The sequence below is a fragment of the Candidatus Galacturonatibacter soehngenii genome (assembly GCF_008830185.1).
Taxonomy (GTDB): domain Bacteria; phylum Bacillota; class Clostridia; order Lachnospirales; family Lachnospiraceae; genus Lachnotalea; species Lachnotalea soehngenii.
The window spans coordinates 865,906-891,685 of sequence record NZ_WAGX01000005.1 but is presented as its reverse complement, the minus strand read 5'-3'; the positions used below and the strand labels follow the sequence as shown (position 1 = coordinate 891,685).

Sequence of the window (25,780 nt, the reverse complement as noted above, 5' to 3'; positions counted from 1 at the left end):
ATATTAAAATGAGGAAGGGAGAGATGGATATGGCAATCGAAAATATAATGAAAAATATAGTGAAGTCTGAAGTTGTTGATTTAAAAGAGCAAGTGGGTTATTTAGATAATCAGGTAGTAAGTAAAACTTTGGTGCAAAATGGTGCTGTTAGTATTACCTTGTTTGCATTTGATAAAAATGAGGAAATTAGTACTCATGAATCCAAAGGAGATGCTTTTGTTACTTGTTTAGACGGCGAAGGAGAAATAACAATTGATGATACAAAATATGTATTAAAAGAAGGTCAATCAATTGTAATGCCAGCCAACCACCCTCACTCCGTATTTGGTAAAGAGAAGTTTAAAATGTTACTTATTGTTGTTTTTTAAATAAATAAAAAACCAGATGTCATATGGCATTTGGTTTTTTATTTTCCATTTTCCATTAATCTAATATATCAGCTTTCATTTCTTTTGGATGCTTTTTAAATACGCTTAGCTTATTGTTTAAATCACAGGTAGCTAGAAAAACATCAGAAATATCCTTTACATTCTTTGCCTTTAATTGATCAATGAGCCATTTTTCATTTTTTCCAGTATGTTTTAAGTTTTGCTTCATTATTTTTCCATCTATAATTACATTAGCAACTAAAGTATCCTGCGTAGGAGCAATTCCTAAGTCTTTTCCAATTACAGGGCGTTCATCCGATAAAGGTAGAATACTAAATTTCCCATTTGACTCTAATAAAACGGTTTGAATTTTTGATAAATCAAAGTAGCCATTGATTCTGCACTGAGATAGAAATTCATTAATATCTATTTTAGCCTTTTTCAAGTTTTTTGAAAAAAGTTCGCCATTATCGTATAGTATTGAGGTTTTTCCATTGAAAACTCTTCTTAATATTACTGATTTTTCATTAACTATAGCAAGCAATATGTTTACGGCAGCATATACAAGCATAGCAACAAATGGCTTAACAGAATCAGTAAATTCCGAAGTAGCCAATTCTGCTGCAATAGAACCAATAGTGATTCCGTTAATATAATCAAACATACTTAATTGGGACATCTCGCGATTCCCCATAAGTTTTGTTAAAATCAACAGCGTGATAATGGAAAGAATCGAAGTTAAAATTGCCTGTAGTATCTCCATGATGGCATCCTTTCTTTTGATATATATTTTAACCATAGTATTAGAAGAAAATGTTAAAATTATACAGTCAAAACTTACTCAAAGAAAAGATAAAAGTGAATGCTAGTGTAAAGTTTTTGTAGGAAAATGAAATAGATATAAAAAGAAAGCACGATTCTGTGTTAGGATTTAAGTGACCAAACAAAAATCTAATTCAGAAAGAGGTGCTTTCTATGATTAAAAGTATACAACAGTTTCAGTCAGAAGGGGTAAAAAAGTTAGAAAATATATTTGTAGATTATTCAACAGATATGAAAAAGATAGCGGAAATGGTTCAGGGCGTTACAAAAAGTGTTGTTGATCTTGGTCTATCAATGATTGCTGAAGAATGGGAATCCTATGATGAAATGCTTAGGAGAAATAAACACATTCGTCGAGGCTGGCAGATTGTGAAAAGAGATCAAACATCACTAGTTACTTCTCTTGGAGAAGTAACTTACCACAAGACGTTGTTTTATCATCCCAAGGAGAAAACGTATGCCTATCTATTGGATAAAGTGATGCAGCTGGATCCCCATACCAGATTAACAGAAGATGCAGTTGCCCAAATGCTCAATGAGGCTGTAGACAGCAGCTATCGAAAAGGTGGAGAGAGAGTATCCATTAGTGAAACGCAAGTCAGCAAAGAAACTGTTATGAACAAAATACATTCCCTTGAATTTCCAAAAATAAAGCCACTACAAGAGAAAAAACAAGTGAAATATTTATATATTGATGCTGACGAAGACCACGTATCCTTGCAGTATCTTGATAAAAAAGGAGATATAAAGAAACCAAGAAGTAATACAATTATGCCAAGGCTTGTTTATGTTTATGAAGGTATTACAAACGATAATGGTCGAAATGAATTAATAGGAAAGGCTCATTTTGGAGGAATCTATGAAGGAAGTGCTGAAATCACAAGGCTTTGGGGTGAAGTGTATGAATATATCGAAAACTCGTATGATATAGAATATCTGGAAAAAATCTATATTAATGGAGATGGAGCTGCTTGGATTAAAAGTGGTCAGAAACTGATTCATAAAGCAAAGTTTGTCCTTGATCGTTTTCATATGCATAAATATATCATAGGAGCAACTTCTCATCTTTTAGATTCTGTAGAGGATGCACGAAGAGAAATCTATAAAGCAATCTATGGAGAAAAGAAATGGCTTGCAGAAAAAACCTTTGAAAAGATTTTAAATGTTACAGAAAAAGGCTCAAAACAAAAGACAGTCATGGCAGCCAGAGAATATATTCTAGGAAACTGGTCTGGAATCATGCAGTGGGTAAGAGATAAAAACAAGGAAGTAGAATGCAGCGCGGAAGGTCATATCAGTCATATATTAGCAGATAGGATGAGTTCGAGGCCATTGGGCTGGAGCAAAACTGGTGCTGATAAAATGTCAAGATTAAGGATTTATAAAAGCAATAAAGCAGACATATTGGAATTAGTGAGATATCAAAAGCAAGAGTTTGCGCAGGCAGTGGGTTGTGAAGAGGTAATATACAACAGTAATCAAATGTTTCAGATGGAACGTGCAAATCGAAAACGACTGGGAAACCTTGCAGATATACCCGTTTATAGTATTCCTTATACACAGATAAAGAAAATCGCAGCATTAAAGAATCATATTTGGGGATTGTAAAGAAGAGAAAAATAGAATAAAATAAGGACAGTCAAAAAATCGGAAACACATCAGGGGCAAGTCTGTCTATTAAAATCCTACTGTAAATTTACACTATCAAAGTGAATATAACACTTTATAAAAAACTAAGCAAAAGGTATAATGTAACTTATCGGAAGAAAAACAAGCGGCTGCAAAGCAGACATTTGTTTTTACCCGATAAGTTATAAAACATTTGGAGGAAATATGAAGAAGTATATTGGTAGTCGACAATTTTATAAGATGGTTTTAATGGTAGCAATACCAGTTATGATACAAAATGGAATTACTAATTTTGTAAATCTACTTGACAATATAATGATTGGACAAGTAGGTACCGAACAGATGTCAGGTGTTGCAATTGTAAATCAATTGATTTTTGTATTTAACCTTTGCATTTTTGGCATTGTTTCTGGGGCAAGTATATTTGGAACACAATTTTACGGAAAAGGTGATTATGAAGGAATGAGAAATTCTTTTCGCTTTAAGATAATCACCTGTATTGCACTAAGTGGGATTGGTATTATGGTTCTTTATCAGTTTCAAAATGAATTAATTTCACTATACTTGCATGAGGGAAATACCAAAGGAGATATTGCAGTAGCATTATATCATGCAAAGGAATATTTGGCAGTCATGCTGATTAGCCTTGTACCTTTTGCTATATCACAAGCCTATTCTAACACTGTTAGAGAAATGGGGAAGACTGTAATGCCTATGGTTGCTGGTATTATTGCAGTAATCGTAAATGCAGTATTAAATTATATTCTTATTTTTGGAAAATTAGGTCTACCAGCATTAGGAGTGCAAGGTGCTGCGATAGCAACCGTTATTGCTAAGTTTATTGAATGTGGTATTATTGTGATATGGATACATATACATGCGAATGAGAATCAATTTATTATAGGTGCATATAAAAGTTTCTTGATTCCAAGACATTTAATTAAACAGATATTAATCAAGGGGGCACCATTAATGATAAACGAAGCCTTATGGGCAAGTGGAATGGCAATCACAATGCAATGCTATTCCGTACGAGGTCTGGATGTTGTTGCCGGTATGAATATTTCAACTACAATATCTAATATGTTTAACATTGTATTTATCGCTCTGGGAGGATCTGTTGCAGTTGTAATAGGGCAGTTATTAGGAGCTAATAAGATGGAAGAAGCAAAAGATAGTGCTACTAAGCTGATATTCTTTTCAGTAGTGAGTTGTATTTTTATAGGAATTGTTATGGCGGTGGTTGCACCTTTATTTCCAGCCATTTATAATACAAGCAATGATGTAAAATATTTGGCAAAGAGCTTTATATTGGTATCTGCACTGTGCATGCCAATCAACGCCTTTACGCACGCTAGCTATTTTACACTTCGTTCAGGAGGAAAGACAATTATAACATTCTTATTTGACAGTGTTTTTGTTTGGTTAATTAGCATTCCAACGGCTTATTTTTTTAGTAGATATACTGGAATTCATATTATATTTGTCTACTTGATATGCCAGTCGATGGATATTATTAAATGCTTAATTGGATATATTTTGATAAAAAAGGGTGTTTGGCTAGAAAACATTGTTGCAGAATAAATATATTAGTATTTTCGTTAGACGATAAATTTATTAAATAAATGGTTTTTAAACATGAGAGGAACCATTTATTTTTATGTCAAGATTTAATATACTTCAAAAGAGCTAAAATCAAATAAATTGATGTTTCGTTCTCATTTGCAATGTTATATATAAAATACCAGTAACATATAATGAGATTAAGAGGACATTTATGGAGTTTGATATGAAGGAAGTTTACAAAACGATATTACAAAATGCAAAAATACATATAAAAGAAAGAGTAAATAGAAAAGGAGTCATTGCTGGAGCTTTACTTTTATTATTTGCTGCCGGAATTCTTAGCACACCAAGGATAATTTCTGTTACCACAGGTGGAAATGTAAGTAAAAAAGAACTTCCAATCTACTGTGTTCAGACAGATAAACCACAAATTGCATTGAGTTTTGATGCGGCATGGGGAAATGAGGATACACAAAGAATTTTGGATACCTTGGCAAAGTATAATGTAAAAGTTACATTTTTTATGACAGGAGGGTGGATAGAGTCCTATCCTGAAGATGTTAAAAAAATTGCGGCAGCAGGGCATGATTTAGGAAATCATAGTCAAAACCACAAGCAAATGTCGCAGTTAAGTAAAGCAGAATGTATTGAAGAGATTCAAAAGCCACATGATTTAGTAAAACAATTGACAGGTATAGACATGTTTTTGTTTCGACCGCCCTACGGAGACTATAATAATAATTTAGTAAAGGCAACCTATGAAATAAAGTATTATCCGATTCAGTGGGATGTTGATAGTCTCGATTGGAAAGATTACGGTGCTACCGATATCGTAAATCGTGTTGTAAATCACAAGAACCTAGGCAATGGATCTATCATTTTATGTCATAACGGAGCAAAATATACAGCCGATGCACTGGACTCAATGATAACTGGCTTACAGGATAAAGGTTTTGAATTAGTTCCAATATCGCAGTTAATTTTAAAAGACAATTTTTATATGAACCATGAGGGAAGACAGTGTGTAAAGTAATGTAGAGAATATTTTAAGCTTATCGGTTTATTATGTATCGTAAAAGGGCTTATACGTATGTTGTAGGCTCTTTTTTATTGTATAAAAAGGTTCACTTTTGAATGCACACCATTTGGAAAGTAGTTGCAACGTAGTCTGCAGGGGACGAGATTGTAATAAAGCATAGCTGTTGAAATACCAACAAAGTTAAGGAAGAATAAAAACATATGAAAAAAATATCGCTTCATAGTATGTGATGATACACTTTGATACTAAAGATAGTGATATACTCAATTTACAAATTAATTAGCTGACTAAACAGCGTATAAAATGTTATTTGTACTACTAAAAACTTGTCATTTTATAGGAGGATGAAAATATGCAAATAACCGAAAGTGGATTAATGAGACCAGAATGTCAGGACATTGAACCGATTCAAAATAATGTGGATATTTTAGATGAGCATTTAAGAGACACAGACATTCATGTAAATGCCACCAAAATTGCGGAGATTGAGATACCAGAAGAACTTTCACAAATCAATAGTACAGATACTAATACTACTATGTGGGGAAAGATAAAAAAATCAATTAGTGAAGTAATAGAACATGTAGATAAGGTTGCATCAGAGACAACCCTTGGGCATATTCGAATTGGAACAGGAATTCAAATGAAAGATGATGTAGCTAATGTTAAAATTGCAAATGATTTAACTACAAGTGATTCAAGTACTTCATTATCAGCAGCAATGGGAGTACAGTTAAACGATAAGATTATAGAGCATGAAGAAAAAGTAGCCTCTGAAACAACACTAGGACATATCAAGATTGGAAAAGGGTTACAGGTAACAAATGGAGTAGCCAGTGTTAATATGGGAACATTGATTGATAAAATTTATCCGATTGGATCTGTTTATATCAGCGTCAACGATGTATCGCCTGCTGAATTTTTAGGGGGACTTTGGGAACGATTTGCGGCAGGAAGAACATTAATAGGAGTCGATGGAACCAGACAAAGCTTCAATGAGGCGGAAAAATTTGGTGGAAGTGAGACTACTACATTAGAAACAAAACATATGCCTTCACATGTTCATAATTTTAGTTGGACAGGAAAGCCGAGCGCAACTGCAAGCACAAGCGTAAGTATTGCAGCGGGCGGAAATCATTATCATTTAGCCGGTGCATTAACTGCAGATAGAGCAAATATTACTGGAAAATTGGGAAATATGATAACTGAATCAAAAGGTGGTTTGGTAGCCAGTGGTGTATTTAGTTGTGGACCAAGTGCAGAGCATGGCAGATATGGTGGTGGAACAGAATTATCAACATTAAATGATATTTCATACTTAGATGCCTCTCATACGCATACGGTTAGCGGTAATACTGAATGGAACGGCAATCATACACATGGTGCATCAGCAACAACATCATTATCATTTAATAATATGACCGTTTCTGGTAATACCAGTGCAAGTGGAAATGGTCAAGCCTTTAGTAATTTACAGCCATATATTACAAGTTATATGTGGAAAAGAGTAGGCTAACTTGCTTATGCCACGGAATACACTTTAATAGCCTTATATAAAGAGCTGGTAGAGATAACCAGCTCTTTTAAGTGATAACTAGTCATTCTTTTTTAATCCAGATATACCAAATGAGATACCAATAGCAAACAATATAATTTCGACAACACCTCCAAAGCTACTGCTTGGATCAATTAATATAAACCCACCGATTAGTATAAACATAAATCCAAATAATAAAGTTTTAAGTCCTTTCATTTTTGTAATCCTCCTCCTATATTCTTAAATAGATTCTCGGAATCTCTAGGCCTTAATTTATAAGGCTTTGAGATTCTATTTTTATAAAATCACCCACTTTTTTTGCCAAAAACGCTTGACTAATCCACAAAAATTTGCGGCGAAACCGATTAAATGTAATTTATTTTTTTCGACTTGGAGGCGATTTTAATGTTACCTGTTATTACTGGCGGTCATTCCGCCTATCAGGATACTTTTGTATCCGAATTTCTTAAATATTATCCAGACCCTTTTACTCTTTCTAAGGATACTTGGGATGTTATCACCACGTTCTGGTATCTGGATTTATCACAGACAGATACAATCATGCAGGAGCGCTACTCTAAGCTTGGTCCTGAACCCAGACTACCTTCCTTGATGCTCCGTTCCTATTTACTTTCCCTGAAGCTCAAGGTTACTTCTATTACCGCTTGGGTTTCTTTACTCAAAACTTGCCCTCTTTATGCTATTCTCAGCGGTTTTCCTGTTGGTGACACCCCAGGTATTGGTACCTTTTATGATTTCTTTTCCCGCCTCTGGATATCTGATAGCAACAATCTTTCACCTTAAGAACGCTACCTAAAAGAAAAAGTAGCCAAGGGTAAGAAAAAGGGGGATAAAACACCTGCTAATACGGATACCTTGTGTTCTAGGCTTCTTCCCTTTTTGGAAAAACATTCTCAGAAAACTACCCATCCCTTCAGCCTGATTTTTAAGCTCTATTTTCATCAGTTCTTAAGCAGGTCTGTAGAGAGAGGCTTAATCAATCAAGCCCATCTTTCGGTAGCTGGTGACGGCACTCCCATTCGAACATCTGCTCTTTTGCGAAGCAAACGCATCTGTGATTGCCGTGATAAAGGTATCTTTGATTGTAAATGCAAATGGAAGTTCTCACAGCCTGACTACAACAGTGGCTGGGACTCTTCTAGAGAATGCTACTTCAACGGCTACTATCTCTATATGTTTGTAGCTTCTGATTCTCGCAGCGACCTGCCTGTATTTCCTTTGCTTGAGCGAGCTTCCAGACATGACATGCTGTCATTTTTACATTCCTTCTTTACATGCAGGTTTATCTGCCGCAGTTCCATCTGGAAAAGCTCCTGTTAGACTCGGCTATGGATGCCATTCCTGTATACGATACGATTACTGTAAACGCCATCATATCACGCCTTTTATTGATTTAAAGAAAACCAACAATGGCAACTACAAATATAAAGATTCCTTCACGATAGCTCCGGATGGGGCTCCTATCTGTAAACTGGGCTTACGCATGTGTCATGATGGGATAGAGCCAAAGAAAAACCGTTGTAAGTTTCGTTGTCCGCAATCAGACCGAAAACGCGGTTGTTACTGTGAGACTCCCTGTTCTAATGCAAAGTATGGACGCACTGTACATACCCAACTAAAAGATAATCCCAGAATATTTAACATACCGCCAAGAGACAGTAAGGAATGGAAAAAGGAATATGATAAAAGAACTTCTGTGGAACGCTCCAATAAACGTGAGAAAGTAGACTATAAACTAGAAGGCGGCAGACACCGCTCAACAAAGATGTGGTACTGCCGCCTCTATGGCATCATGATGCTCCAACATCTTGATGCATGGGAAATGCCTTCCGTAGAGGATTTCCAAATGTCATTTAGTAAACTCACTACATAATAAGTTTCATGACATCTTCATTTTAAAGCATAGCAGCCACTATGTCTATTTCTCATGCACAATTTTCTTCCTTATCTCTAAAACTATCTGTATTCAGTTTTCAATCTACGTTAGTACTGGAATGAGCTAATTCCGAGAAGTTATAATATACTACTGAATATATAATGCAACAATTACTATTATTTTACAACAAAAAAGTGACATAAAAAAACACAGATTCATCCCCTACCTATAGAGGAAGGAGTATACTCGGCTTCGTCACTACATAAAGTATTTTTTGAAATAAATAAGAAAACTAAGAAGAATAAATATTTATAAATTTCATATTAAAATCAATGACTTTAGTAAAAAACTATCCTATGCTATGTAAAATACAGTAAATATGATTTGTCGAAAAAAATAAATTGTAAAACAATAAAGGTATATGGTATAATAAATAAACTAAATAATATGACAATAACGAGAATAAGATAATTAATTATTTTTTGTGTTTCAGAGTTAGCTTTTGATATGAGTACAGCAGAGAGCGAGACTGGAATTCAAATGTTTAATAATGGAATTGAAAGAAATAACTTATTTTACCTGGAGGCCTTAAATCATCTATCAAAGTACAAAGTATTCAGTTATAATGAAATGCAAGAAGGTAAATTAGTTGAATACATAATTAGTTTATATCAGTAAAGTTAGACGTTCAGTAGTAAAATGATGTAAGAAGGGAGTATACATACAGATGAACAAAAATTTTATTCAAGCAATAACAATTGATTGGAATAAAATTTCTAACAATTCCTATTTAAAAGAAATACCATCGATTAGCCAATTAGAAATCTTAAATTTTGATAATGAAATAACTTATTTTGTAGGTGAAAATGGAACGGGCAAATCGACTTTATTGGAAGCTATTGCAGTTGCATATGGTTTTAATCCAGAAGGAGGGACCATAAATTACAATTTTTCAACATACGACGATGTTTCTGAGCTAAGTAACGCAATTAAGATAAGTAAAGGAATTAAGAGACCAAAAGGTGGTTACTTCTTTAGAGCGGAGAGTTTTTTTAATGTAGCAAGTAAATTAGAGGACTATCGAGATTTGACACCAAAAGAAGTTTTTTATGAAAGATACGGTGGTAAGTCTTTACATGAACAGTCACATGGTGAAAGTTTTCTTTCTTTTTTTCAGACCAATGAAAGAGAGGGAATATACATCATGGACGAACCAGAAGCAGCTCTTTCTCCACAAAGACAGTTATCTTTATTAATTCAAATATCAAGAATGGCAAAGGCAGGTTCACAATTTATAATAGCAACGCATTCTCCTATTCTTTTAGGTATTCCTAATGGAAGTATATATTCTTTTGATAATGAACAAATAAATTTATGCAAATATGAAGAAACAGAATGTTATAATGTGACAAAGCTATTTATAAATGATCGTGAATCATTTATAAAAAGATTGCTAAATGAAGATTTTGAATAAAAAGGACGCTTGATTTTACAAGCATCCTTTGGTATATTCGAATTAAGAAAGGTACTTAAAAGTGCCCTCAGAATGATTAAAAAATAAGTATCCTAACTTTCCAAGAGTTGGGGATACTTATTTTTTATAATAAAGGGATACTTGTAAGAAAAAATATTTTATTTAACGTAAGCGATTAATAACATAGTGCCTACTAAATAAAACGGAGATGGTTTATAATGCTATCCCCAACAATAGTTTCTATTTACATTGTTCCTGTACTTCTGGTGCCCAAGGCATGAGATCATCCAATTCCTCTGGATGTTGCTGCCATTGGGCATCAGGCATATAGATCAGCAAATGTTGAAGATATGCAAATACATTGAGACCATTTGCTTTTGCAGTCTCAATTAAACTATATACTGCAGCGGTTGCTTTTGCTCCTTTTGGAGTATCTGCAAAGAGCCAGTTTTTCCTTCCTACGGTGAATGGGCGAATGGCATTCTCAGCTGCATTGTTTGATAAAGAACATCTTCCATCAAGAAGATAGTTCTCCATATATGGCTTTTGATTCTGCGCATAGGTAACTGCTTTTCCAAGTGATGAATCTTTTAATACATTCAGTGAATCAAGCCAACACCAAAAAGCCTCAAGAACTGGCTTTTCAAGTTCAAGACGTTTACAGAATCTTTCTTCAGGTAGCAGGTCTTTTATACTGTCTTCGATAGCAAACAGCTTATCACAGTACTGCCGACCTATCTCAGCACTAGTCGGTGGTCCATCTGTAGCTTTCTTTGTAGGAATTGCTTCCACAAACTTACGCCTCAGATGTGCCCAGCAGCCAACTCTGGTGATACCACTTAGTTTGTTATATCCAGAGTATCCATCGGAATGGACATAACCTTTGAAATCCTTCAGGTAAGTGGAAAGTTATGTAATTAATAAACTGAAATTCATATCCAATAGATTCGGCATGTTTGGGAAAAACAGCCATCTCCCGCAATATTCGGCAGAATATGAACTATTCGATATGACACTGAAGAAGAAAAAACATCATACCGAGAAGATATTTAATAATAGAGCCTTATAATAGATGTCCTAGCTACTTCAAAATCCGTGGATGTGGATAATAGCTTATCACAGCTTTTCCGATGATATTTTTAGAGGATACATATTTATTTGTCCAATATCTTGAATCCCAAGAATCATTTCGATTGTCACCCATCATAAAATAACATTCATCAGGGATTAAAAAAGGGCCAAAGTTATCAATACCTTCCTCACTTGTATAATCGTTTTCTAGTTGTTCACCATTAATATAGATTTTTCCATCTCTTCCTTCAATTGTTTCACATGGTAAACCAATAATACGTTTTAAATAAGCAGTCTTACCGTCATCAGGGTAGATAAATGTAACGATATCTCCTCTTTTAGGGGGCTCTATGAGATACGACAAACGATTGGCTATAATTCTATCACCAGTCATTACTGTAGTCTCCATCGAACTGGAAGGAACTTGCGCATTTACAATGACACAGGTATTTAGCACATAGGCGAGAATCAAAGCACAAAAAACTGATTTGGCCATTTCCCAAATATTTTTTAAATTATCAATTCGTGATTGTTTCATTTGTTAAGCTCTCCTTAAGTTTATAATATTTCAAAAAAGATTCAAAGATAACCTTCTCAATAAATTAATTAACAACATGATAATTGTAGCATATTTTTTTAGAAAAGAAAAATTATTGTTTTCATTTAAAATTCATAACTATAATAAAATGTCTTAAAAATTTAAATATGTATAGCAAATTTGAAAAACACCAGTTATAATTATTTCTTATAAAGAAAACCAATCGTAGACAAAGGAGTCAAATACTAAATTTGACTCCTTTTTTTCGTTGAAAAGTAGGAGGAGATTAGTGTGAAAGAAAGTAGAGGGCAGCCAGAAAATGGCGCACTTAAACAAGCTATCAGGTGTTAGCTTAAAAATAGGGACTATTTATTTTTAAAAAGCTCAAGAAAGTAATTGTGATTCAGTAATAACCCCTTCACGTAATAAAAGTTTCTTGGCTTGCTTGATGGCCTTTTCCTTTTGTTTTTCAACTAAGGTAACCGGCATATCAATTTTATAAATATCGCTTGGATTCCATACTTCACCATTAGACAGCATTTGATAAATGGCGGTGAGGATCATTCGAGCAATTGCAATAATGGCTCTTTTTTTGCCACGGCGTTTTAAAAGAGATTCATATTTCTTTTTATAGTAAGGGGATTTGTCGGATTTTACGGCTGCATGGGCACATTGCACCAATGCAGGTTTGAGGTATACTCCAGCACGTGTAATCCTAACAGATTTCTTCTTACCAGCAGATTCGTTATTACCTGGAGTTAATCCAGCCCAACTGCAAAGACGCTTGTTACTTGAAAACTGAGACATATCAATACCTATTTCGGAGATGATAGTAATTGCACTATCACGTTTAACACCCGGAATGGTACAGAGAAACTGGATAGCATTTTCAAAATCAGCATGGGAAGAAATCAAAAATTCTATCTGAGAATCTATATCTTGGATTTCAGCTGTGATATAATCCATATGTGCGCGGACGAGGCGCATACGATATTTTTGGGTATCAGTCATCTGATATCCTTCAATGGATTCAATAACAGCAGGTTCTTTCTCCTTGAGCTTTTTAAGGAGTTTAGATGCGATTTCTTCGTGGTTGATTGAATTGCCAGACTGTTCAAGTAGGTAATCTATAATGGATGTGGATGACTTCCCAAAGATATCAGATACAACAGAGTCTAATGCGACATTGCATACAGTGAGCGCATTCTGATACCGATTCTTTTCACCGGAACGGCAACAAACCATTTTGTAACGATAGCGTGTGTATTCTCTTAGAATACGTATCGGTTTACAAGGAATGTAACTGCCGGGAACAAGTCCAAGCCGAAACAGATTTCCAATCCATTTGGAGTCTTTCGTATCATCCTTATTACCTTTTACCGCTTTTACCCATTTGGGGTTGGCAATCGTGACATTGATATCTTCTTCAAGAAGATTAAAGACAGGAACCCAGTACTTGCCGGTAGATTCCATACAAATGTCGCGGCATTCATTTTCAATCAGCCACTGTTTGAATTCAAGAATAGAATTGTTAAAAGTAGAAAAACGTTTCTTCTGATAGGTAGGTTCAACACCAGAAGTTGTTTTAATGATTGTGGCAACGAGAAAAGATTTATGTACATCGACACCACAACAGGTTTGGTAGATAACTTTCATAGTCATGCTCCTTTCGAAATTAAGTAAAGAAGCCATTGACTGTTCTGCCACACAATTTAACCTAGGCGTTAAAACAATTCTTAGTGTACGGTCTTATAGAGCCACTTATTTGTGCTTGAACAGGCAGAACTTACACTGATTACAATGCTGTCTAAAACGAGAAAGAATTTACAACTCCTCCTCCCGTGCTTTGTAGTGTAGCTTCTTGAAGTTATTATTTCACGGAAGTAAAGGTTTGTGAATACTTTCATTACTATTTGTGCCGCCGCTTGGCGGCGGAATGGAGATTACAATGAAAAAATTGATTGCAACAATGTTACTAACCTTACTAACAATGTCCATACTTTCAGGATGTACAAGTAAAAAAACAATAGACACGCAAGCAACGACAAAACAGTCTACAAGTGCAGCAAAAGAAACACAAGTGGAGTTGACGATTCTATGCGCAGTTAGTTTAACGGATGTAACAAAAGAAATAGCAGATACCTATAAACAAATAGCTCCAAATGTCACACTAACTTTTTCGTATGGTGCTTCAGGAGCTCTAATGACCCAAATCGAAGAAGGCGCACCAGCAGATGTCTTTATCTCAGCTGCGACAAAACAAATGGATGCACTAGAAGAAGGGGACCTTTTACTTGAGCATACCAAAAAGGAGTTACTACATAATGAAGTAGTTTTAATAGCACCAAAAGATAGTAAACTTAAACTAACAAACTTTGAAGATGTAGGAACAGAAAAAGTAAAGATAATTGCACTTGGAAATCCAGAGAACGTACCAGTTGGGCAATATTCTAAAGAGATATTTACAAATCTTGGGATATTAGATACCGTTAAAACCAAGTCGAATTACGGTAGTGACGTAAGGCAAGTTCTTACATGGGTTGAGGCAGGAGAGGTTGATTGTGGCGTGGTATATTCCACGGATGTAAGTGTAGGTGAAAATATTAAAATCATTTGCAAAGCACCAGAAGGAAGCCACAAAGACATTATTTATCCAGTTGCCGTAATAAAAACTTCAATCAATCAAGAGGCGGCAAAAGCCTTTGTTGATTTCTTATCAACACCAGAGGCAGTCGCTTCCTTTGAAAAGTATGGCTTTACGATGAAATAAAACAAAAGGGGTAGGAGGGATAACATGAATATATCGCCTTTGATTATAAGCTTTAAGGTTGCATGTACGGCAACTATTCTAACAATCATTCTTGGAATTCCTTTTGCATGGAAGGTAGCAAACATGAAAAAAGGGAAGGGACTCATAGATGGGATTGCGACTATGCCAATGGTATTGCCTCCTACAATTGTAGGATTCTTTTTGTTACTACTAATTGGGAAAAATAGTCCATTTGGCAAGTTTTTATTACAATTTGACATAACACTTACATTTACTTGGATTGCAGCAGTGCTAGCTTCAGTAGTTGTATCGTTTCCTTTGATGTATCGCACAGCAAGAGGGGCATTTGAAGCAGTTGACACTAATTTGATTTATGCAGGTCAAACACTTGGCATGAGTAACTTCACTATTTTTCGAAAGGTTGTATTGCCAAACACGATGTCTAGTATTTTGGCAGGAGTGGTATTAACCTTTGCAAGAGCACTAGGGGAATTTGGGGCAACCATTATGGTTGCAGGAAACATTCCAGGTCGAACGCAGACTATATCTGTTGCAATCTATTCAGCGGTGCAAGGAGGACAGAGAGAACAATCATATGCCTGGGTTGCAGTTATCATGCTCATTTCTTTTGGAAGCATAATATCTATGAATTGGTTTTCCAATAGAGAAAAAGGTAATTCAAAGGGGGTGGTTTGATGGGATTGCATGTAGATATTAAAAAAACAATGCAGAATTTTTCCCTGCAAGTCAGCTTTGATATGGGGTGTGAAACGTTATCAATTTTAGGCGCATCAGGATCAGGCAAAAGTATGACCTTAAAATGCATTGCAGGCATAGAGACGCCAGATGAGGGAAGGATTGTACTAGATGATACAATACTATTTGATTCCAAACAAAAAATTAATTTGTTACCACAGCAAAGAAATATTGGGTATTTATTTCAAAACTATGCCTTATTTCCAAATATGACAGTAGAAGAAAATATTGCAATTGGATTAAAGGCAAGCAAACAAGAAAAAAGGACGTTAGTAGAAGAAAAAATAAAATCATTTTATCTAGAAGGATTAGAAAAGAAAAAACCAAGTCAGCTTTCAGGAGGACAACAACAAAGGGTTGCGATTGCGAGAATGATTGCTTCAAATCCAAAAATTATTATGTTAGACGAACCATTTTCGGCGCTAGACAGCTATTTAAGGTGGGAAATGGAACAAGAAATATTAGATATTATTGAAACGTACAAGAAACCAACGTTGTTTGTATCCCATAATCGCGATGAAGTATATCGCATCAGTGACTTGATTGGAGTCATTGACCAAGGTAGGCTTTCGTTTGTCAGTGAAAAAAAAGATATATTTGAAAATCCTAAAACTTTTATAGGCGCTGTTTTGACAGGATGTAAGAATTTTACCCGCATTAAGAAAGTGAATGAATATAAAGTGTACGCATTTGATTGGCAGATCAATTTAATTACAAAGGAGCCAGTTTCTAACGATATACAATATGTTGGAATTCGGGCGCATCATATTCAGGTGATTGATTCAAACGAGGAGTCTGATAATACCATGCTTTGTACGGTAAAAAAAATAATTGATAATACGTTTACAACAATTATTTTAGTAGAAGGACTAAGAAATTCTCAAAAAAACGGAGTCGATAAACAGCATAACTATGGAGAAATTAGACTAGAGATGCCTAAAAATGAATGGGAAAAAGTAAAAGGAAATCAAGTGAAATTAAGATTTATACCAGAAGCTTTACTTCTATTAGAATAATGTAAGTAGAATCTTGATTAATTTCTGATAATTAACAAAAATATAGAATCAATAGTGTAAAAAGTAGAAAAATAATTAAAATATCTATTAAATATTGACAAATAGATGCATTGTGAAAAAAGAAAGAGAATGCTAAAATTTTAACTATAGAAATTGCTAGCACTCTATTTGACAGAGACGTCATGACTTTATGACTTATTCTAAAAAAGTCGAGACGTCTCTTTTTTGTTATTCCAAATCTTCTTATCAATGTAACAATTGTGACGTGAAACAGTTTTAAAGGAGGAAATGAAATGAGACAGGTGGCTATTTACGGTAAAGGTGGTATCGGAAAATCAACAACAACGCAGAACTTAACAGCAGGCTTAGGTGAAATGGGTAAGAAAATCATGATAGTAGGCTGTGACCCCAAAGCAGATTCCACAAGATTAGTTCTTGGAGGTCTGGCACAAAAAACAGTTCTTGATACACTTCGAGAAGAAGGTGAAGATATTGATCTTGATTTTATTATGAAAAATGGTTATGCAGACATTCGTTGTGTGGAATCAGGTGGTCCAGAACCAGGTGTTGGATGTGCTGGACGTGGAATTATTACATCTATTAACTTGTTAGAACAGCTTGGAGCGTATACAGATGATCTTGATTATGTATTCTATGATGTACTTGGTGATGTTGTATGTGGTGGATTTGCAATGCCAATACGTGAAGGAAAAGCACAAGAAATCTATATTGTTGCTTCAGGAGAAATGATGGCGTTGTATGCTGCCAACAACATTTCAAAAGGTATCCAAAAGTATGCAAACACTGGCGGAGTGCGTTTGGGTGGTATTATTTGTAATTCAAGAAAAGTAGATGGAGAAGCAGAACTAGTATCTGCCTTTGCAAAGGAATTGGGTTCTCAGATGATACATTTTGTTCCAAGAGATAACATGGTACAAAGAGCAGAGATTCATAAAAAGACAGTCATTGATTATGACCCAACTGTAAATCAAGCAGATGAATACAGAGCACTGGCAAAAAAGATTGACGGAAATGATATGTTTGTAATTCCTAAGCCAATGAAGCAAGAACGACTAGAGGAACTATTAATGGAACACGGAATCATGGATATCTAAAAGGATAAACAATTTGGAGGTGTAATGATGTTATTAGTAAGAGCGATTATCAGACCGGAGAAAGTAGGAGTCGTATTATCAGAATTATTATCAGCAGGTTATCCAGCCGTTACGAAAATGGATGTATATGGACGTGGTAAGCAAAAAGGAGTAAAGGTAGGAGAAGTATATTACGATGAGATTCCAAAAGATATGATACTTATGGTTGTAGATGATGCAGACAAAGATGATGTGGTAAAAATTATCATGAAGTATGCTAGAACAGGAGAAAGCGGACATTTTGGAGATGGTAGAATATTTGTCAGTCCAGTAGAAGAGGCCTATACAATCAGTACGAAGAAAAAAGGACTATAGGAGGGCCGATTATGAAAGAAGTTATGGCAATTGTGAGACAAAACAAGGTAAATATCACAAAGGATGCTTTGGCAGAAGTAGGAGTACCAGCTTTTACCTGTAGAAGAGTATTAGGTAGAGGGAAAAAGCTAATTGATATGAATCTATTACAACCCATCGTTGAGGCAGGTGAGCTGCCAACCAGTCCTGTTGGAGAATATATATCAGAAACAACCAGATTGATATCAAAGCGTGTATTTACATTCATTGTAGAAGATACAGAAGTAGAAAAGGTAGTAGAGGCTATTATGGAAGCAAATTCATCGGGCAATCCAGGTGATGGAAAGATATTTGTATTGCCAGTATATGAAAATTATCAGATTAGAAACGGTGCATCCACCATCGACGCATATTAATATAGGAGGAGGAGAATATGAGCGTTGCAGAAAAAGTACTAGACCAGTACAGTTCAAGAGTATATAAAAACAGAAAAACACACATTGTAGAGATAAATAACAATGAAAATGAAAACCAGATAGCTGCAAATGTGCGTACGATTCCAGGAATTATGACGCAGAGAGGTTGCTGTTATGCAGGATGTAAAGGCGTTGTACTTGGGCCAATCAAAGATGCACTTCAAATTGTTCACGGGCCAATTGGATGTTCTTACTATGCATGGGGAACCAGAAGACATAAAGGGAAAAATGCAGAAGGCGTAGATAACTATTTACAGTATAGTTTTTCTACCGACATGCAAGAGCCAGATGTCGTATTTGGAGGTGAGAAGAAGTTAAAAAAGGCAATTGATGAAGCCATGGAATTATTTCATCCCTCCACAATTATGATTTGTTCTACTTGTCCAGTCGGTCTAATTGGTGATGATATCCACGCGGTAGCTAAATGGGCCGAGGAAAAACACAATATCAAGTGTATCGCATTTAGTTGTGAAGGATATAAAGGAGTTAGCCAATCAGCAGGACATCATATTGCAAACAATCAGTTAATGAAATTTATCATAGGTGAAGGAGATCGTAAGATTGAAAGTAAATTCTCCGTTAATATTCTTGGAGAATATAACATCGGTGGCGATGGTTGGGAAACAGAGCGAATCTTAAAGAGAATTGGATATGAAGTGGTGTCAGTATTTACAGGGGATAGTAGTATTGAAGATTTAAAAAATGCACATCAAGCCAATCTAAGTCTTGTACAGTGTCATCGTTCGATTAACTACATCGCGGAAATGATTGAAACAAAATATGGGGTACCTTGGATGAAAGTGAATTTCATTGGTGTAAAAGGAACCATAGAGACATTGAGAAATATAGCCAAATATTTTGACAATGAAGAATTAACCAAACGAACAGAAGAAGTCATTGCAGATGAGTTGGAAAAAATCATTGATGATATCGAGTATTATAAAACAAAGTTAAAAGGTAAAACCGCTGCATTGTATGTAGGCGGTTCCAGATCCCATCACTACCAGACTCTTTTACATGATTTTGGAGTTTCAACGGTATTAGCAGGCTATGAATTTGCACATCGAGATGAGTATGAAGGAAGAGAGATTCTACCTTTTGTAAAAGAAGATGCAGACAGTAAAAACATAGAAAGCATTTCAGTTGAACCTGATCCAGAAAAATATCATCTGTATCTGCAAAAAGAGGTTTTAGAAAAATTAAGGGATGAAAAGCTTCTAAGCTATTACGGTGGTATGGCAAAAGAGATGGAAGCAGGAACTTACATGGTAGATGATTTGAACCATTTTGAAACAGAAGAATTTCTAAAATTATTAAAACCAGATATTTTCTTTTCAGGAATCAAAGATAAATTTGTAGCTCAAAAAAGTGGTATTTTATCAAGACAATTACATTCGTATGATTATAGTGGACCATACTCAGGTTTTCGAGGAGCTGTCAATTTTGCAAGAGATATTACGATGGGAATTTATACTCCAGCATGGAGTTTTATTAAAGCACCATGGAAAACAGCTCCGATTTTGACAGGTACACTAGGAGGTGAACAGGCATGTTAGATTACACAAAAAAAGAAAGCTATGATAGAACCGCACTGCGAGTAAATCCAGCAAAAACCTGCCAGCCGGTAGGGGCCATGTATGCGGCATTAGGAGTACATGAGTGCTTGCCACATAGCCACGGTTCACAAGGATGCTGCGCCTTCCACAGAATGTTTTTGACCAGACACTTTAAAGACCCTGCAATGGCGTCTTCTAGCTCCTTTACTGAGGGTGCATCCGTATTTGGTGGAGGAAGTAACTTAAAGACAGCGGCAAAAAATATCTTTGATATCTATAATCCAAGGATTATTGCAGTACACACCACTTGTCTTTCAGAGACCATTGGAGATGATTTGAATTCCTTTATTCAAGACATTGATATACCAGAAGGAAAATTCATGGTACATACCAATACACCAAGTTATAAAGGATCACATATAACAGGCTTTAGCAATATGGTAGACGGGTTTATTAAATACTTATCCGTTTCAACTGGAAAGAAAAATGGAAAAGTAACCTTGATTCCAGGATTTACAAATCCAGGTGATATGAGAGAGATGAAACGATTAGCATCGACTATGGGAGTATCTTATACGATGCTACCAGATACGAGTGGTGTTATGGATAGCCCAATGACTGGTAAATTTGAGATGTATCCAAAGGGTGGAACCACAGTGGAAGAAATCATAGAACTTGGAGATAGCAATCTAACGCTTGCACTTGGAAAATTTGCAAGCGAATTAGGTGCCCAAACCCTTAAGAAAAAATGCGGAGTGCCATGTAAGACACTTGGATTACCAATTGGAATCGAAAAAACAGATGAGTATATTATGGAGTTGCAAGCATACTCACAACAAGAAGTTCCATACGAATTAGAAGAAGAACGTGGACAATTGGTGGATGTATTAATTGATATTCATCCATACACCTATAATAAAAAAGTAGCCATTTTTGGCGATCCAGATACTGTGTTAGGAATGACCCAATTTGTTTTAGAAATGGGAATGATTCCAAAATATATTGTAACAGGAACACCAGGAGATGACTTTGAAAAAGAAGCCGCAGAATTATTTACGAAATTTGGCGTAGATGGATGTATTGCGAGAGCCGCAGGAGATTTATATCAATTACACCAATGGATCAAACAAGAAGGTGTTGATTTGTTAATAGGAGGAACCCACGGAAAGCATATAGCAAGAGCCGAAGATATTCCATTTGTTCGCGCAGGCTTCCCAATTATTGACAGATACATTCATTCCTATATGCCTTTGGTTGGATACAAAGGAGCAATGAGATTAGCAGAATTAATCACCAATGCAATCATGGACCGACAAGACAGAGATTGCAAAGAAGAAGACTTCGAAATGGTCATGTAACCTATCGGAAGGAAAACAAGCGGCTGCGAAGCAGACATTTGTTTTCACCCGATAGGTTAGCGATAAAGCGTAAGCTTTAGAGCTATTACACGAAGAAACGAAGTTTCGGAGTGTAAGAAATCGGAAGGAAAACAAGCGGCTGCGAAGCAGACATTTGTTTTACCCGATAGGTTAGCGATAAAGCGAAGCTTTAGAGCTATTACACGAAGAAATGAAGTTTCGTAGTGTAACCTATCGGAAGGAAAAGAACGAGGAAACTCAATTTTACTAAGTTCGAAAATACCTCACTAAGTAAAATTGAGTGCGTTCGTACTAAGAGAGAAAAAAACTCTCTCTAAGTACTCACAGCAAGCGGCTTACACATAAGAGAGCAAAATATGCTCTCTATGTGATCATTTAAGAATGGAGGAGGTGCATCTTTATGGAAAATGTCAGTGTGTTGGAAGAAAGAAAGGATTTTATCCTATATAAGCAAAATGGGTGCAGCGGTAATGGGATGCGTTGTGATGCTAATAGCGTATCCGGAGCGGTAAGCCAAAGAGCTTGTGTCTATTGCGGAGCACGAGTCGTTTTAAATCCCATAACCGATGCATTTCATATTGTTCATGGGCCAATTGGATGTGCCAGTTATACCTGGGATATCCGTGGTAGCTTATCAAGTGGTGAAGATTTATATCGGAATAGTTTTTCAACGGATCTTAGAGAGTCAGATATTATCTTCGGAGGAGAAAAAAGATTAACCGCAGCGATTGAAGAAATAGCAACAAAGCATCAGCCAAAGCTTATTTTTGTCTATGCAACTTGCATTGTTGGGGTAATTGGAGATGATGTGGATGCAGTCTGTAAGACGATGTCTAAAAAGTATCAGATAAGAGTAATCCCTGTAAAATCACCAGGTTTTTCAGGCAATAAATCAGTGGGCTATAAAATGGCATGTAATGCAATCATGGAACTGATTAAAAGTGAAAAACCCGCAAAAAGAAAAGGTGTCAATATATTAGGCGACTTTAATCTGGCTGGCGAAATGTGGATCATTAAAGATTACCTAAAAAGAATAGGCATTTCTGTTATTTCAGGATTTACAGGTGATTCGAATTATGAGAATTTACTGGAATCACCAGCGGCTACGCTAAACGTTGTACAGTGTGCAGGTTCTAGCACCTATCTAGCCAATCGAATGGAAGAAGAAATGGGGATACCCTTCATTAAAGTAAGCTTTTTTGGAATAGAGGACACCACTAGTTCCCTCATTCGTATTGCAGAAGCGTTGCAAGATGAAGAAGCAAGACAAAAGGCAATCGCATTTACGAAGGAAGAAACCAGTAAGATTACTCCATTGGTAGAAAGATATAAAAAGAATTTGACGGGTAAAAAGGCAGCGATCTACGTGGGTGGAGGCTTTAAGGCTATATCATTGATTCGGCAGTTTGACTTTCTAGGAGTAGAAACCGTAGTGGTTGGAACACAGACAGGGAAAAAAGAAGACTACGACATTATTGAGAGTCTTGTTAGTAAAGATACAGTGATACTAGATGATGCAAATCCTGCAGAGCTAGAAAAGTTTATGAAGGAAAAACAAGCAGATATTTTAGTTGGTGGAGTAAAAGAAAGACCACTTGCTTATAAACTTGGAATTGCATTTTGTGATCACAACCATGAGAGAAAACACCCGTTAAGCGGATTCGATGGCATGATAAATTTTGTAAAGGAAATCAATGGAAGTATCAATAATCCTGTTTGGAAGTATATGGAGGAAAGCCTATGAGAGGTACATTCGTTAATTTAAATGTAAATCCGTGTAAAATGTGTATGCCAATGGGAACAGCAACCGCGCTGTACGGAATTCATAAATGTATGACGATACTGCACGGATCGCAAGGGTGCAGTACGTATATTAGACGGCATATGGCTACCCATTACAACGAGCCAGTTGACATAGCCTCCACCTCTTTAACCGAGGAGGGAACCGTTTACGGAGGAGAGAAAAATCTTTTACAAGGACTAAAGAATCTAATTCAATTATATGAGCCAGAAGTAATTGGGGTTGCTACTACTTGCCTTGCAGAGACAATAGGTGAAGATCTGGTTCGAATGATTGATAAATTTTATCTGGAAAACCCAGAACATAGTCATATTAAAGTAATTCCCATCCCATCTCCAGGCTATGGCGGAACGCAGTTTGAAGGGTATATGAGAGCAATCTATGAAGTGGTTAAGAATGTAGAGATGGATACAACAAAGCATGAAAAGATTAATGTTGTAACTTCCATATTATCTCCAGCAGATACAAGATATTTAAAAGATTTGCTAAAAGATTTCTCAATCGATGCCATTCTACTTCCAGACCTGTCAGAGACGTTAGATGGAATGCATAAAACGACTTATGAGCGTTTACCTTCTGGCGGAACTAGCATAGGGGACATTCAAACCATGGCAGGGGCAAGACTTACGCTTGAATTATCAAGTTTTACAAAAGATAATCCTTCGGTTGCAAAGTATTTATTTGATACATATGGTGTACCGTACAAAAAATGTGCTCTTCCAGTGAGTCTTAGAGATACAGATCAACTGATTAAAATTTTATCTGAGATATCTGGAAAGTCGATTCCAAATGAGATAACCAATCAAAGAGGTCGATTTTTAGATGCAATGATTGATGGACATAAGTACAATGGAGAAGCAAGAGCCGCAATCTTTGGGGAACCAGACTTTGTATATAGTACAGTAAGATTGTGTGTTGAAAATGGAATTATGCCAATGATTGTAGCAACAGGCTCTAAATGTAATACATTAAAAAAAATGGTGGAACATGAAATAGAAGAACTTGCCAAGGCCTATTTAATTGATCGGTTTGAAATATTGGACGATATTGATTTTCAAACAATAGAAGAAAAATCAATAGAACTTGGAATTAATATTTTAATTGGAAGTTCGGATGGAAGAAGGATAGAAGAAAGACAGCAGATTGGTCTAGTACGAAGAAGCTTTCCAATTCATGATAGAGTGGGAGGACAAAGGCTTCGTATGCTAGGTTATGAAGGGGCTCTTACCTTTTTAGATGAGATTGCAAATGTGATATTGTCAAAAAAAGAAACGAGTTTTCGTAAAGATTTATATAAGAAATATTATGAAGAGCAGTTGCAGGCAACAAAGAAGAAAGAAAAAGGTGATGTTATGGAAGTAATCAACCTAGAAGAAAAGAAAATGGAAAAGTCAATCGAAGAGAAAACAAAAACGCATCCCTGCTACAACTGTGGAGCTCATCAATATGCAAGAATGCATTTACCGATTGCACCAAAATGTAATATTAGTTGCAATTATTGTTTGAGAAAGTATGACTGTCCAAATGAAAGCAGACCAGGTGTTACGACCAGTATTTTAAATCCAGAAGAGGCTTTGGCTAAATACATAGAGGTGAAGAAAAAAGTCCCCAATCTATCGGTTGTTGGAATTGCAGGACCAGGAGATGCCTTGGCAAACTTCGATGAAACGAAACAGACACTTTCAATGATTAAAGAAGTGGATCAAGATGTTACCTTTTGTTTATCAACCAATGGTTTGATGCTTCCTCGTTATGCAAGAGACTTAATAGAGCTTGGTGTATCCCACGTTACAGTGACAATGAATGCAATTGATCCCAAAATAGGTGCACAAATTTACAAATATGTGGATTACATGGGAGTGAAGTATTATGGAGAAGCGGCAGCAGCCATATTACTAGCGAATCAGTTAACTGGTATCCAACTATTAACCTCCAAAGGAATCATTTGTAAAGTCAACATTGTAATGTTAAAAGGCATTAATGATCATCACATTCCAGAAGTAGTAAAAAAAGTGAAAGATTTAGGTGGAACGATTACGAATATCATGCAGCTGATACCAGTAAAAGGAAGTGTGTTTGAAGATTTACCACTCGTTAGTAATAAAGAAATCATGGAAATGCGTAAAAACTGTGGTGAAACAATGAAACAAATGTATCATTGTAGACAATGTCGTGCGGATGCAATTGGAACATTAGATCATGATCAGTCCATTGAATTTAATGCTTGTCACAAAGAGGAAAAACAAGAAGACTCAATCAAAAAAGAGAATGCACAACAAAAGCTACAGGTTGCAGTTGCAACAAAAAGTGGAATGATAGTCGATCAACACTTTGGACAGGTAAGCGAACTCTACGTCTATGAATATTTAAATGGCAATGCCAAATTCCTAGAGAAAAGAAAAATCGACCAATATTGTAAAGGTGTAGAAGAGTGTGAAGAAAAGGAAGATAAAATATCCTTGATTATACATACGATTGCTGATTGTGATGCAGTCATAGCAATGAGAATTGGTGATTCCCCTAGAATGAAATTAAATGAAAAAGGAATTAAAGTCTTTACCACTTACGATAAAATAGAAGATTCTGTAAAAAAAATTGCAAAGGAACTAGAAATAGAGGAAAATCAGGTATAATAGA

24 protein-coding genes and 1 pseudogene are annotated in these 25,780 nt (G+C 35.7%); 20 read left to right on the top strand and 5 right to left on the bottom strand.

Annotation, left to right across the window (positions count from 1 at the left end; genetic code table 11):
* Positions 1-35: 35 nt before the first annotated feature.
* Positions 36-368 (top strand): cupin domain-containing protein, encoded by a 333-nt coding sequence (locus F7O84_RS11640; RefSeq protein WP_151146712.1) that lies wholly within the window; start codon positions 36-38, stop codon positions 366-368.
* Between the two features lie 55 nt (positions 369-423).
* Here the strand turns inward: F7O84_RS11640 and F7O84_RS11635 are convergent, their stop codons facing one another.
* Entirely contained in the window at positions 424-1,131 is a 708-nt protein-coding gene (locus tag F7O84_RS11635; protein WP_151145212.1) for a DUF421 domain-containing protein, read from the bottom strand.
* A gap of 212 nt (positions 1,132-1,343) precedes the next feature.
* Here F7O84_RS11635 and F7O84_RS11630 point away from each other — a divergent pair, with 212 nt between their 5' ends.
* The 4 genes from F7O84_RS11630 to F7O84_RS11615 all read left to right on the top strand — a co-directional run bounded on the left by F7O84_RS11630 (position 1,344) and on the right by F7O84_RS11615 (position 6,940).
* The gene (locus tag F7O84_RS11630) at positions 1,344-2,798 is read left to right on the top strand and encodes an ISLre2 family transposase (protein ID WP_151141076.1); all 1,455 of its coding nucleotides are present in this window, start codon (positions 1,344-1,346) and stop codon (positions 2,796-2,798) included.
* 225 nt (positions 2,799-3,023) lie between these two features.
* A complete protein-coding gene (locus F7O84_RS11625) occupies positions 3,024-4,403 on the top strand; it encodes an MATE family efflux transporter (protein ID WP_151145210.1) in 1,380 nt (459 codons plus the stop codon).
* Positions 4,404-4,596: 193 nt separating this feature from the next.
* Complete coding sequence (locus F7O84_RS11620; RefSeq protein WP_243140878.1) at positions 4,597-5,418, top strand: polysaccharide deacetylase family protein; 822 nt, start codon at positions 4,597-4,599, stop codon at positions 5,416-5,418.
* Positions 5,419-5,776: 358 nt separating this feature from the next.
* Positions 5,777-6,940 carry a phage baseplate protein gene (locus F7O84_RS11615; RefSeq protein WP_151145208.1) on the top strand — a complete coding sequence of 388 codons (1,164 nt, stop codon included), beginning with the start codon at positions 5,777-5,779 and terminating at the stop codon, positions 6,938-6,940.
* A gap of 78 nt (positions 6,941-7,018) precedes the next feature.
* Here the strand turns inward: F7O84_RS11615 and F7O84_RS19025 are convergent, their stop codons facing one another.
* On the bottom strand, positions 7,019-7,177 hold the full coding sequence (locus F7O84_RS19025; RefSeq protein ID WP_192451733.1) for a hypothetical protein: 159 nt from the start codon (positions 7,175-7,177) through the stop codon (positions 7,019-7,021).
* Positions 7,178-7,366: 189 nt separating this feature from the next.
* On the opposite strand from F7O84_RS19025, the gene F7O84_RS19270 reads away from it, so the two are divergent.
* The 5 genes from F7O84_RS19270 to F7O84_RS11605 all read left to right on the top strand — a co-directional run bounded on the left by F7O84_RS19270 (position 7,367) and on the right by F7O84_RS11605 (position 10,332).
* Positions 7,367-7,765, top strand: coding sequence for a hypothetical protein (locus tag F7O84_RS19270; RefSeq protein ID WP_243140877.1), 399 nt, complete (start codon positions 7,367-7,369; stop codon positions 7,763-7,765).
* 220 nt (positions 7,766-7,985) lie between these two features.
* On the top strand, positions 7,986-8,165 hold the full coding sequence (locus F7O84_RS19265) for a hypothetical protein (protein WP_243140876.1): 180 nt from the start codon (positions 7,986-7,988) through the stop codon (positions 8,163-8,165).
* A gap of 57 nt (positions 8,166-8,222) precedes the next feature.
* Entirely contained in the window at positions 8,223-8,855 is a 633-nt protein-coding gene (locus tag F7O84_RS19260; protein ID WP_243140875.1) for a hypothetical protein, read from the top strand.
* A 510-nt stretch (positions 8,856-9,365) separates the two neighbouring features.
* Entirely contained in the window at positions 9,366-9,536 is a 171-nt protein-coding gene (locus F7O84_RS19020) for a hypothetical protein (RefSeq protein WP_192451732.1), read from the top strand.
* A 49-nt stretch (positions 9,537-9,585) separates the two neighbouring features.
* Positions 9,586-10,332 carry an AAA family ATPase gene (locus tag F7O84_RS11605; RefSeq protein WP_151145206.1) on the top strand — a complete coding sequence of 249 codons (747 nt, stop codon included), beginning with the start codon at positions 9,586-9,588 and terminating at the stop codon, positions 10,330-10,332.
* Between the two features lie 240 nt (positions 10,333-10,572).
* Here F7O84_RS11605 and tnpC read toward each other — a convergent pair.
* The 3 genes and pseudogenes from tnpC to F7O84_RS11590 all read right to left on the bottom strand — a co-directional run.
* A pseudogene (gene tnpC / locus F7O84_RS11600) lies at positions 10,573-11,232 on the bottom strand (IS66 family transposase); the annotation flags it as partial.
* A 181-nt stretch (positions 11,233-11,413) separates the two neighbouring features.
* The gene (gene lepB, locus F7O84_RS11595) at positions 11,414-11,941 is read right to left on the bottom strand and encodes a signal peptidase I (RefSeq protein WP_151145203.1); all 528 of its coding nucleotides are present in this window, start codon (positions 11,939-11,941) and stop codon (positions 11,414-11,416) included.
* Between the two features lie 384 nt (positions 11,942-12,325).
* Positions 12,326-13,597, bottom strand: coding sequence for an IS110 family RNA-guided transposase (locus F7O84_RS11590; protein ID WP_151145200.1), 1,272 nt, complete (start codon positions 13,595-13,597; stop codon positions 12,326-12,328).
* A gap of 292 nt (positions 13,598-13,889) precedes the next feature.
* Between F7O84_RS11590 and modA the strand changes: the two genes are divergently transcribed.
* The 10 genes from modA (at position 13,890) to nifB (ending at position 25,776) form a co-directional block, all read left to right on the top strand.
* Complete coding sequence (gene modA, locus F7O84_RS11585; RefSeq protein WP_151145196.1) at positions 13,890-14,711, top strand: molybdate ABC transporter substrate-binding protein; 822 nt, start codon at positions 13,890-13,892, stop codon at positions 14,709-14,711.
* 24 nt (positions 14,712-14,735) lie between these two features.
* Positions 14,736-15,407 (top strand): molybdate ABC transporter permease subunit, encoded by a 672-nt coding sequence (gene modB, locus F7O84_RS11580; protein ID WP_151145194.1) that lies wholly within the window; start codon positions 14,736-14,738, stop codon positions 15,405-15,407.
* Positions 15,407-16,483 (top strand): sulfate/molybdate ABC transporter ATP-binding protein, encoded by a 1,077-nt coding sequence (locus tag F7O84_RS11575; RefSeq protein WP_151145192.1) that lies wholly within the window; start codon positions 15,407-15,409, stop codon positions 16,481-16,483. The genes modB and F7O84_RS11575 overlap by 1 nt, the downstream gene beginning before the upstream one ends.
* A gap of 293 nt (positions 16,484-16,776) precedes the next feature.
* Entirely contained in the window at positions 16,777-17,598 is an 822-nt protein-coding gene (nifH, locus tag F7O84_RS11570) for a nitrogenase iron protein (protein WP_151145190.1), read from the top strand.
* Between the two features lie 27 nt (positions 17,599-17,625).
* Positions 17,626-17,952 (top strand): P-II family nitrogen regulator, encoded by a 327-nt coding sequence (locus F7O84_RS11565; RefSeq protein ID WP_151145187.1) that lies wholly within the window; start codon positions 17,626-17,628, stop codon positions 17,950-17,952.
* Between the two features lie 11 nt (positions 17,953-17,963).
* Entirely contained in the window at positions 17,964-18,347 is a 384-nt protein-coding gene (locus F7O84_RS11560; RefSeq protein ID WP_151145184.1) for a P-II family nitrogen regulator, read from the top strand.
* A gap of 17 nt (positions 18,348-18,364) precedes the next feature.
* Positions 18,365-19,963, top strand: a complete 1,599-nt coding sequence (gene nifD / locus F7O84_RS11555; protein WP_151145181.1) for a nitrogenase molybdenum-iron protein alpha chain — start codon at positions 18,365-18,367, stop codon at positions 19,961-19,963.
* Positions 19,957-21,321: a nitrogenase molybdenum-iron protein subunit beta gene (gene nifK / locus F7O84_RS11550; protein ID WP_151145178.1), complete on the top strand. Its 1,365-nt coding sequence runs from the start codon at positions 19,957-19,959 to the stop codon at positions 21,319-21,321. Before nifD ends, nifK begins: the two co-directional genes overlap by 7 nt.
* A gap of 421 nt (positions 21,322-21,742) precedes the next feature.
* A complete protein-coding gene (nifE, locus tag F7O84_RS11545; RefSeq protein ID WP_151145175.1) occupies positions 21,743-23,086 on the top strand; it encodes a nitrogenase iron-molybdenum cofactor biosynthesis protein NifE in 1,344 nt (447 codons plus the stop codon).
* The gene (nifB, locus tag F7O84_RS11540; RefSeq protein ID WP_151145172.1) at positions 23,083-25,776 is read left to right on the top strand and encodes a nitrogenase cofactor biosynthesis protein NifB; all 2,694 of its coding nucleotides are present in this window, start codon (positions 23,083-23,085) and stop codon (positions 25,774-25,776) included. The genes nifE and nifB overlap by 4 nt, the downstream gene beginning before the upstream one ends.
* Positions 25,777-25,780 lie beyond the last annotated feature (4 nt).

What these genes read in the sequence shown, in the direction of transcription:
- F7O84_RS11635 (WP_151145212.1), bottom strand. Translation starts at nt 1,131, where the DNA reads ATGGAGATACTACAGGCAATTTTAACTTCGATTCTTTCCATTATCACG.
- F7O84_RS11630 (WP_151141076.1), top strand. Translation starts at nt 1,344, where the DNA reads ATGATTAAAAGTATACAACAGTTTCAGTCAGAAGGGGTAAAAAAGTTA.
- F7O84_RS11625 (WP_151145210.1), top strand. Translation starts at nt 3,024, where the DNA reads ATGAAGAAGTATATTGGTAGTCGACAATTTTATAAGATGGTTTTAATG.
- F7O84_RS11620 (WP_243140878.1), top strand. Translation starts at nt 4,597, where the DNA reads ATGGAGTTTGATATGAAGGAAGTTTACAAAACGATATTACAAAATGCA.
- F7O84_RS11615 (WP_151145208.1), top strand. Translation starts at nt 5,777, where the DNA reads ATGCAAATAACCGAAAGTGGATTAATGAGACCAGAATGTCAGGACATT.
- F7O84_RS19025 (WP_192451733.1), bottom strand. Translation starts at nt 7,177, where the DNA reads ATGAAAGGACTTAAAACTTTATTATTTGGATTTATGTTTATACTAATC.
- F7O84_RS19270 (WP_243140877.1), top strand. Translation starts at nt 7,367, where the DNA reads ATGTTACCTGTTATTACTGGCGGTCATTCCGCCTATCAGGATACTTTT.
- F7O84_RS19260 (WP_243140875.1), top strand. Translation starts at nt 8,223, where the DNA reads ATGACATGCTGTCATTTTTACATTCCTTCTTTACATGCAGGTTTATCT.
- F7O84_RS19020 (WP_192451732.1), top strand. Translation starts at nt 9,366, where the DNA reads ATGAGTACAGCAGAGAGCGAGACTGGAATTCAAATGTTTAATAATGGA.
- F7O84_RS11605 (WP_151145206.1), top strand. Translation starts at nt 9,586, where the DNA reads ATGAACAAAAATTTTATTCAAGCAATAACAATTGATTGGAATAAAATT.
- lepB (WP_151145203.1), bottom strand. Translation starts at nt 11,941, where the DNA reads ATGAAACAATCACGAATTGATAATTTAAAAAATATTTGGGAAATGGCC.
- F7O84_RS11590 (WP_151145200.1), bottom strand. Translation starts at nt 13,597, where the DNA reads ATGAAAGTTATCTACCAAACCTGTTGTGGTGTCGATGTACATAAATCT.
- modA (WP_151145196.1), top strand. Translation starts at nt 13,890, where the DNA reads ATGAAAAAATTGATTGCAACAATGTTACTAACCTTACTAACAATGTCC.
- modB (WP_151145194.1), top strand. Translation starts at nt 14,736, where the DNA reads ATGAATATATCGCCTTTGATTATAAGCTTTAAGGTTGCATGTACGGCA.
- F7O84_RS11575 (WP_151145192.1), top strand. Translation starts at nt 15,407, where the DNA reads ATGGGATTGCATGTAGATATTAAAAAAACAATGCAGAATTTTTCCCTG.
- nifH (WP_151145190.1), top strand. Translation starts at nt 16,777, where the DNA reads ATGAGACAGGTGGCTATTTACGGTAAAGGTGGTATCGGAAAATCAACA.
- F7O84_RS11565 (WP_151145187.1), top strand. Translation starts at nt 17,626, where the DNA reads ATGTTATTAGTAAGAGCGATTATCAGACCGGAGAAAGTAGGAGTCGTA.
- F7O84_RS11560 (WP_151145184.1), top strand. Translation starts at nt 17,964, where the DNA reads ATGAAAGAAGTTATGGCAATTGTGAGACAAAACAAGGTAAATATCACA.
- nifD (WP_151145181.1), top strand. Translation starts at nt 18,365, where the DNA reads ATGAGCGTTGCAGAAAAAGTACTAGACCAGTACAGTTCAAGAGTATAT.
- nifK (WP_151145178.1), top strand. Translation starts at nt 19,957, where the DNA reads ATGTTAGATTACACAAAAAAAGAAAGCTATGATAGAACCGCACTGCGA.
- nifE (WP_151145175.1), top strand. Translation starts at nt 21,743, where the DNA reads ATGGAAAATGTCAGTGTGTTGGAAGAAAGAAAGGATTTTATCCTATAT.
- nifB (WP_151145172.1), top strand. Translation starts at nt 23,083, where the DNA reads ATGAGAGGTACATTCGTTAATTTAAATGTAAATCCGTGTAAAATGTGT.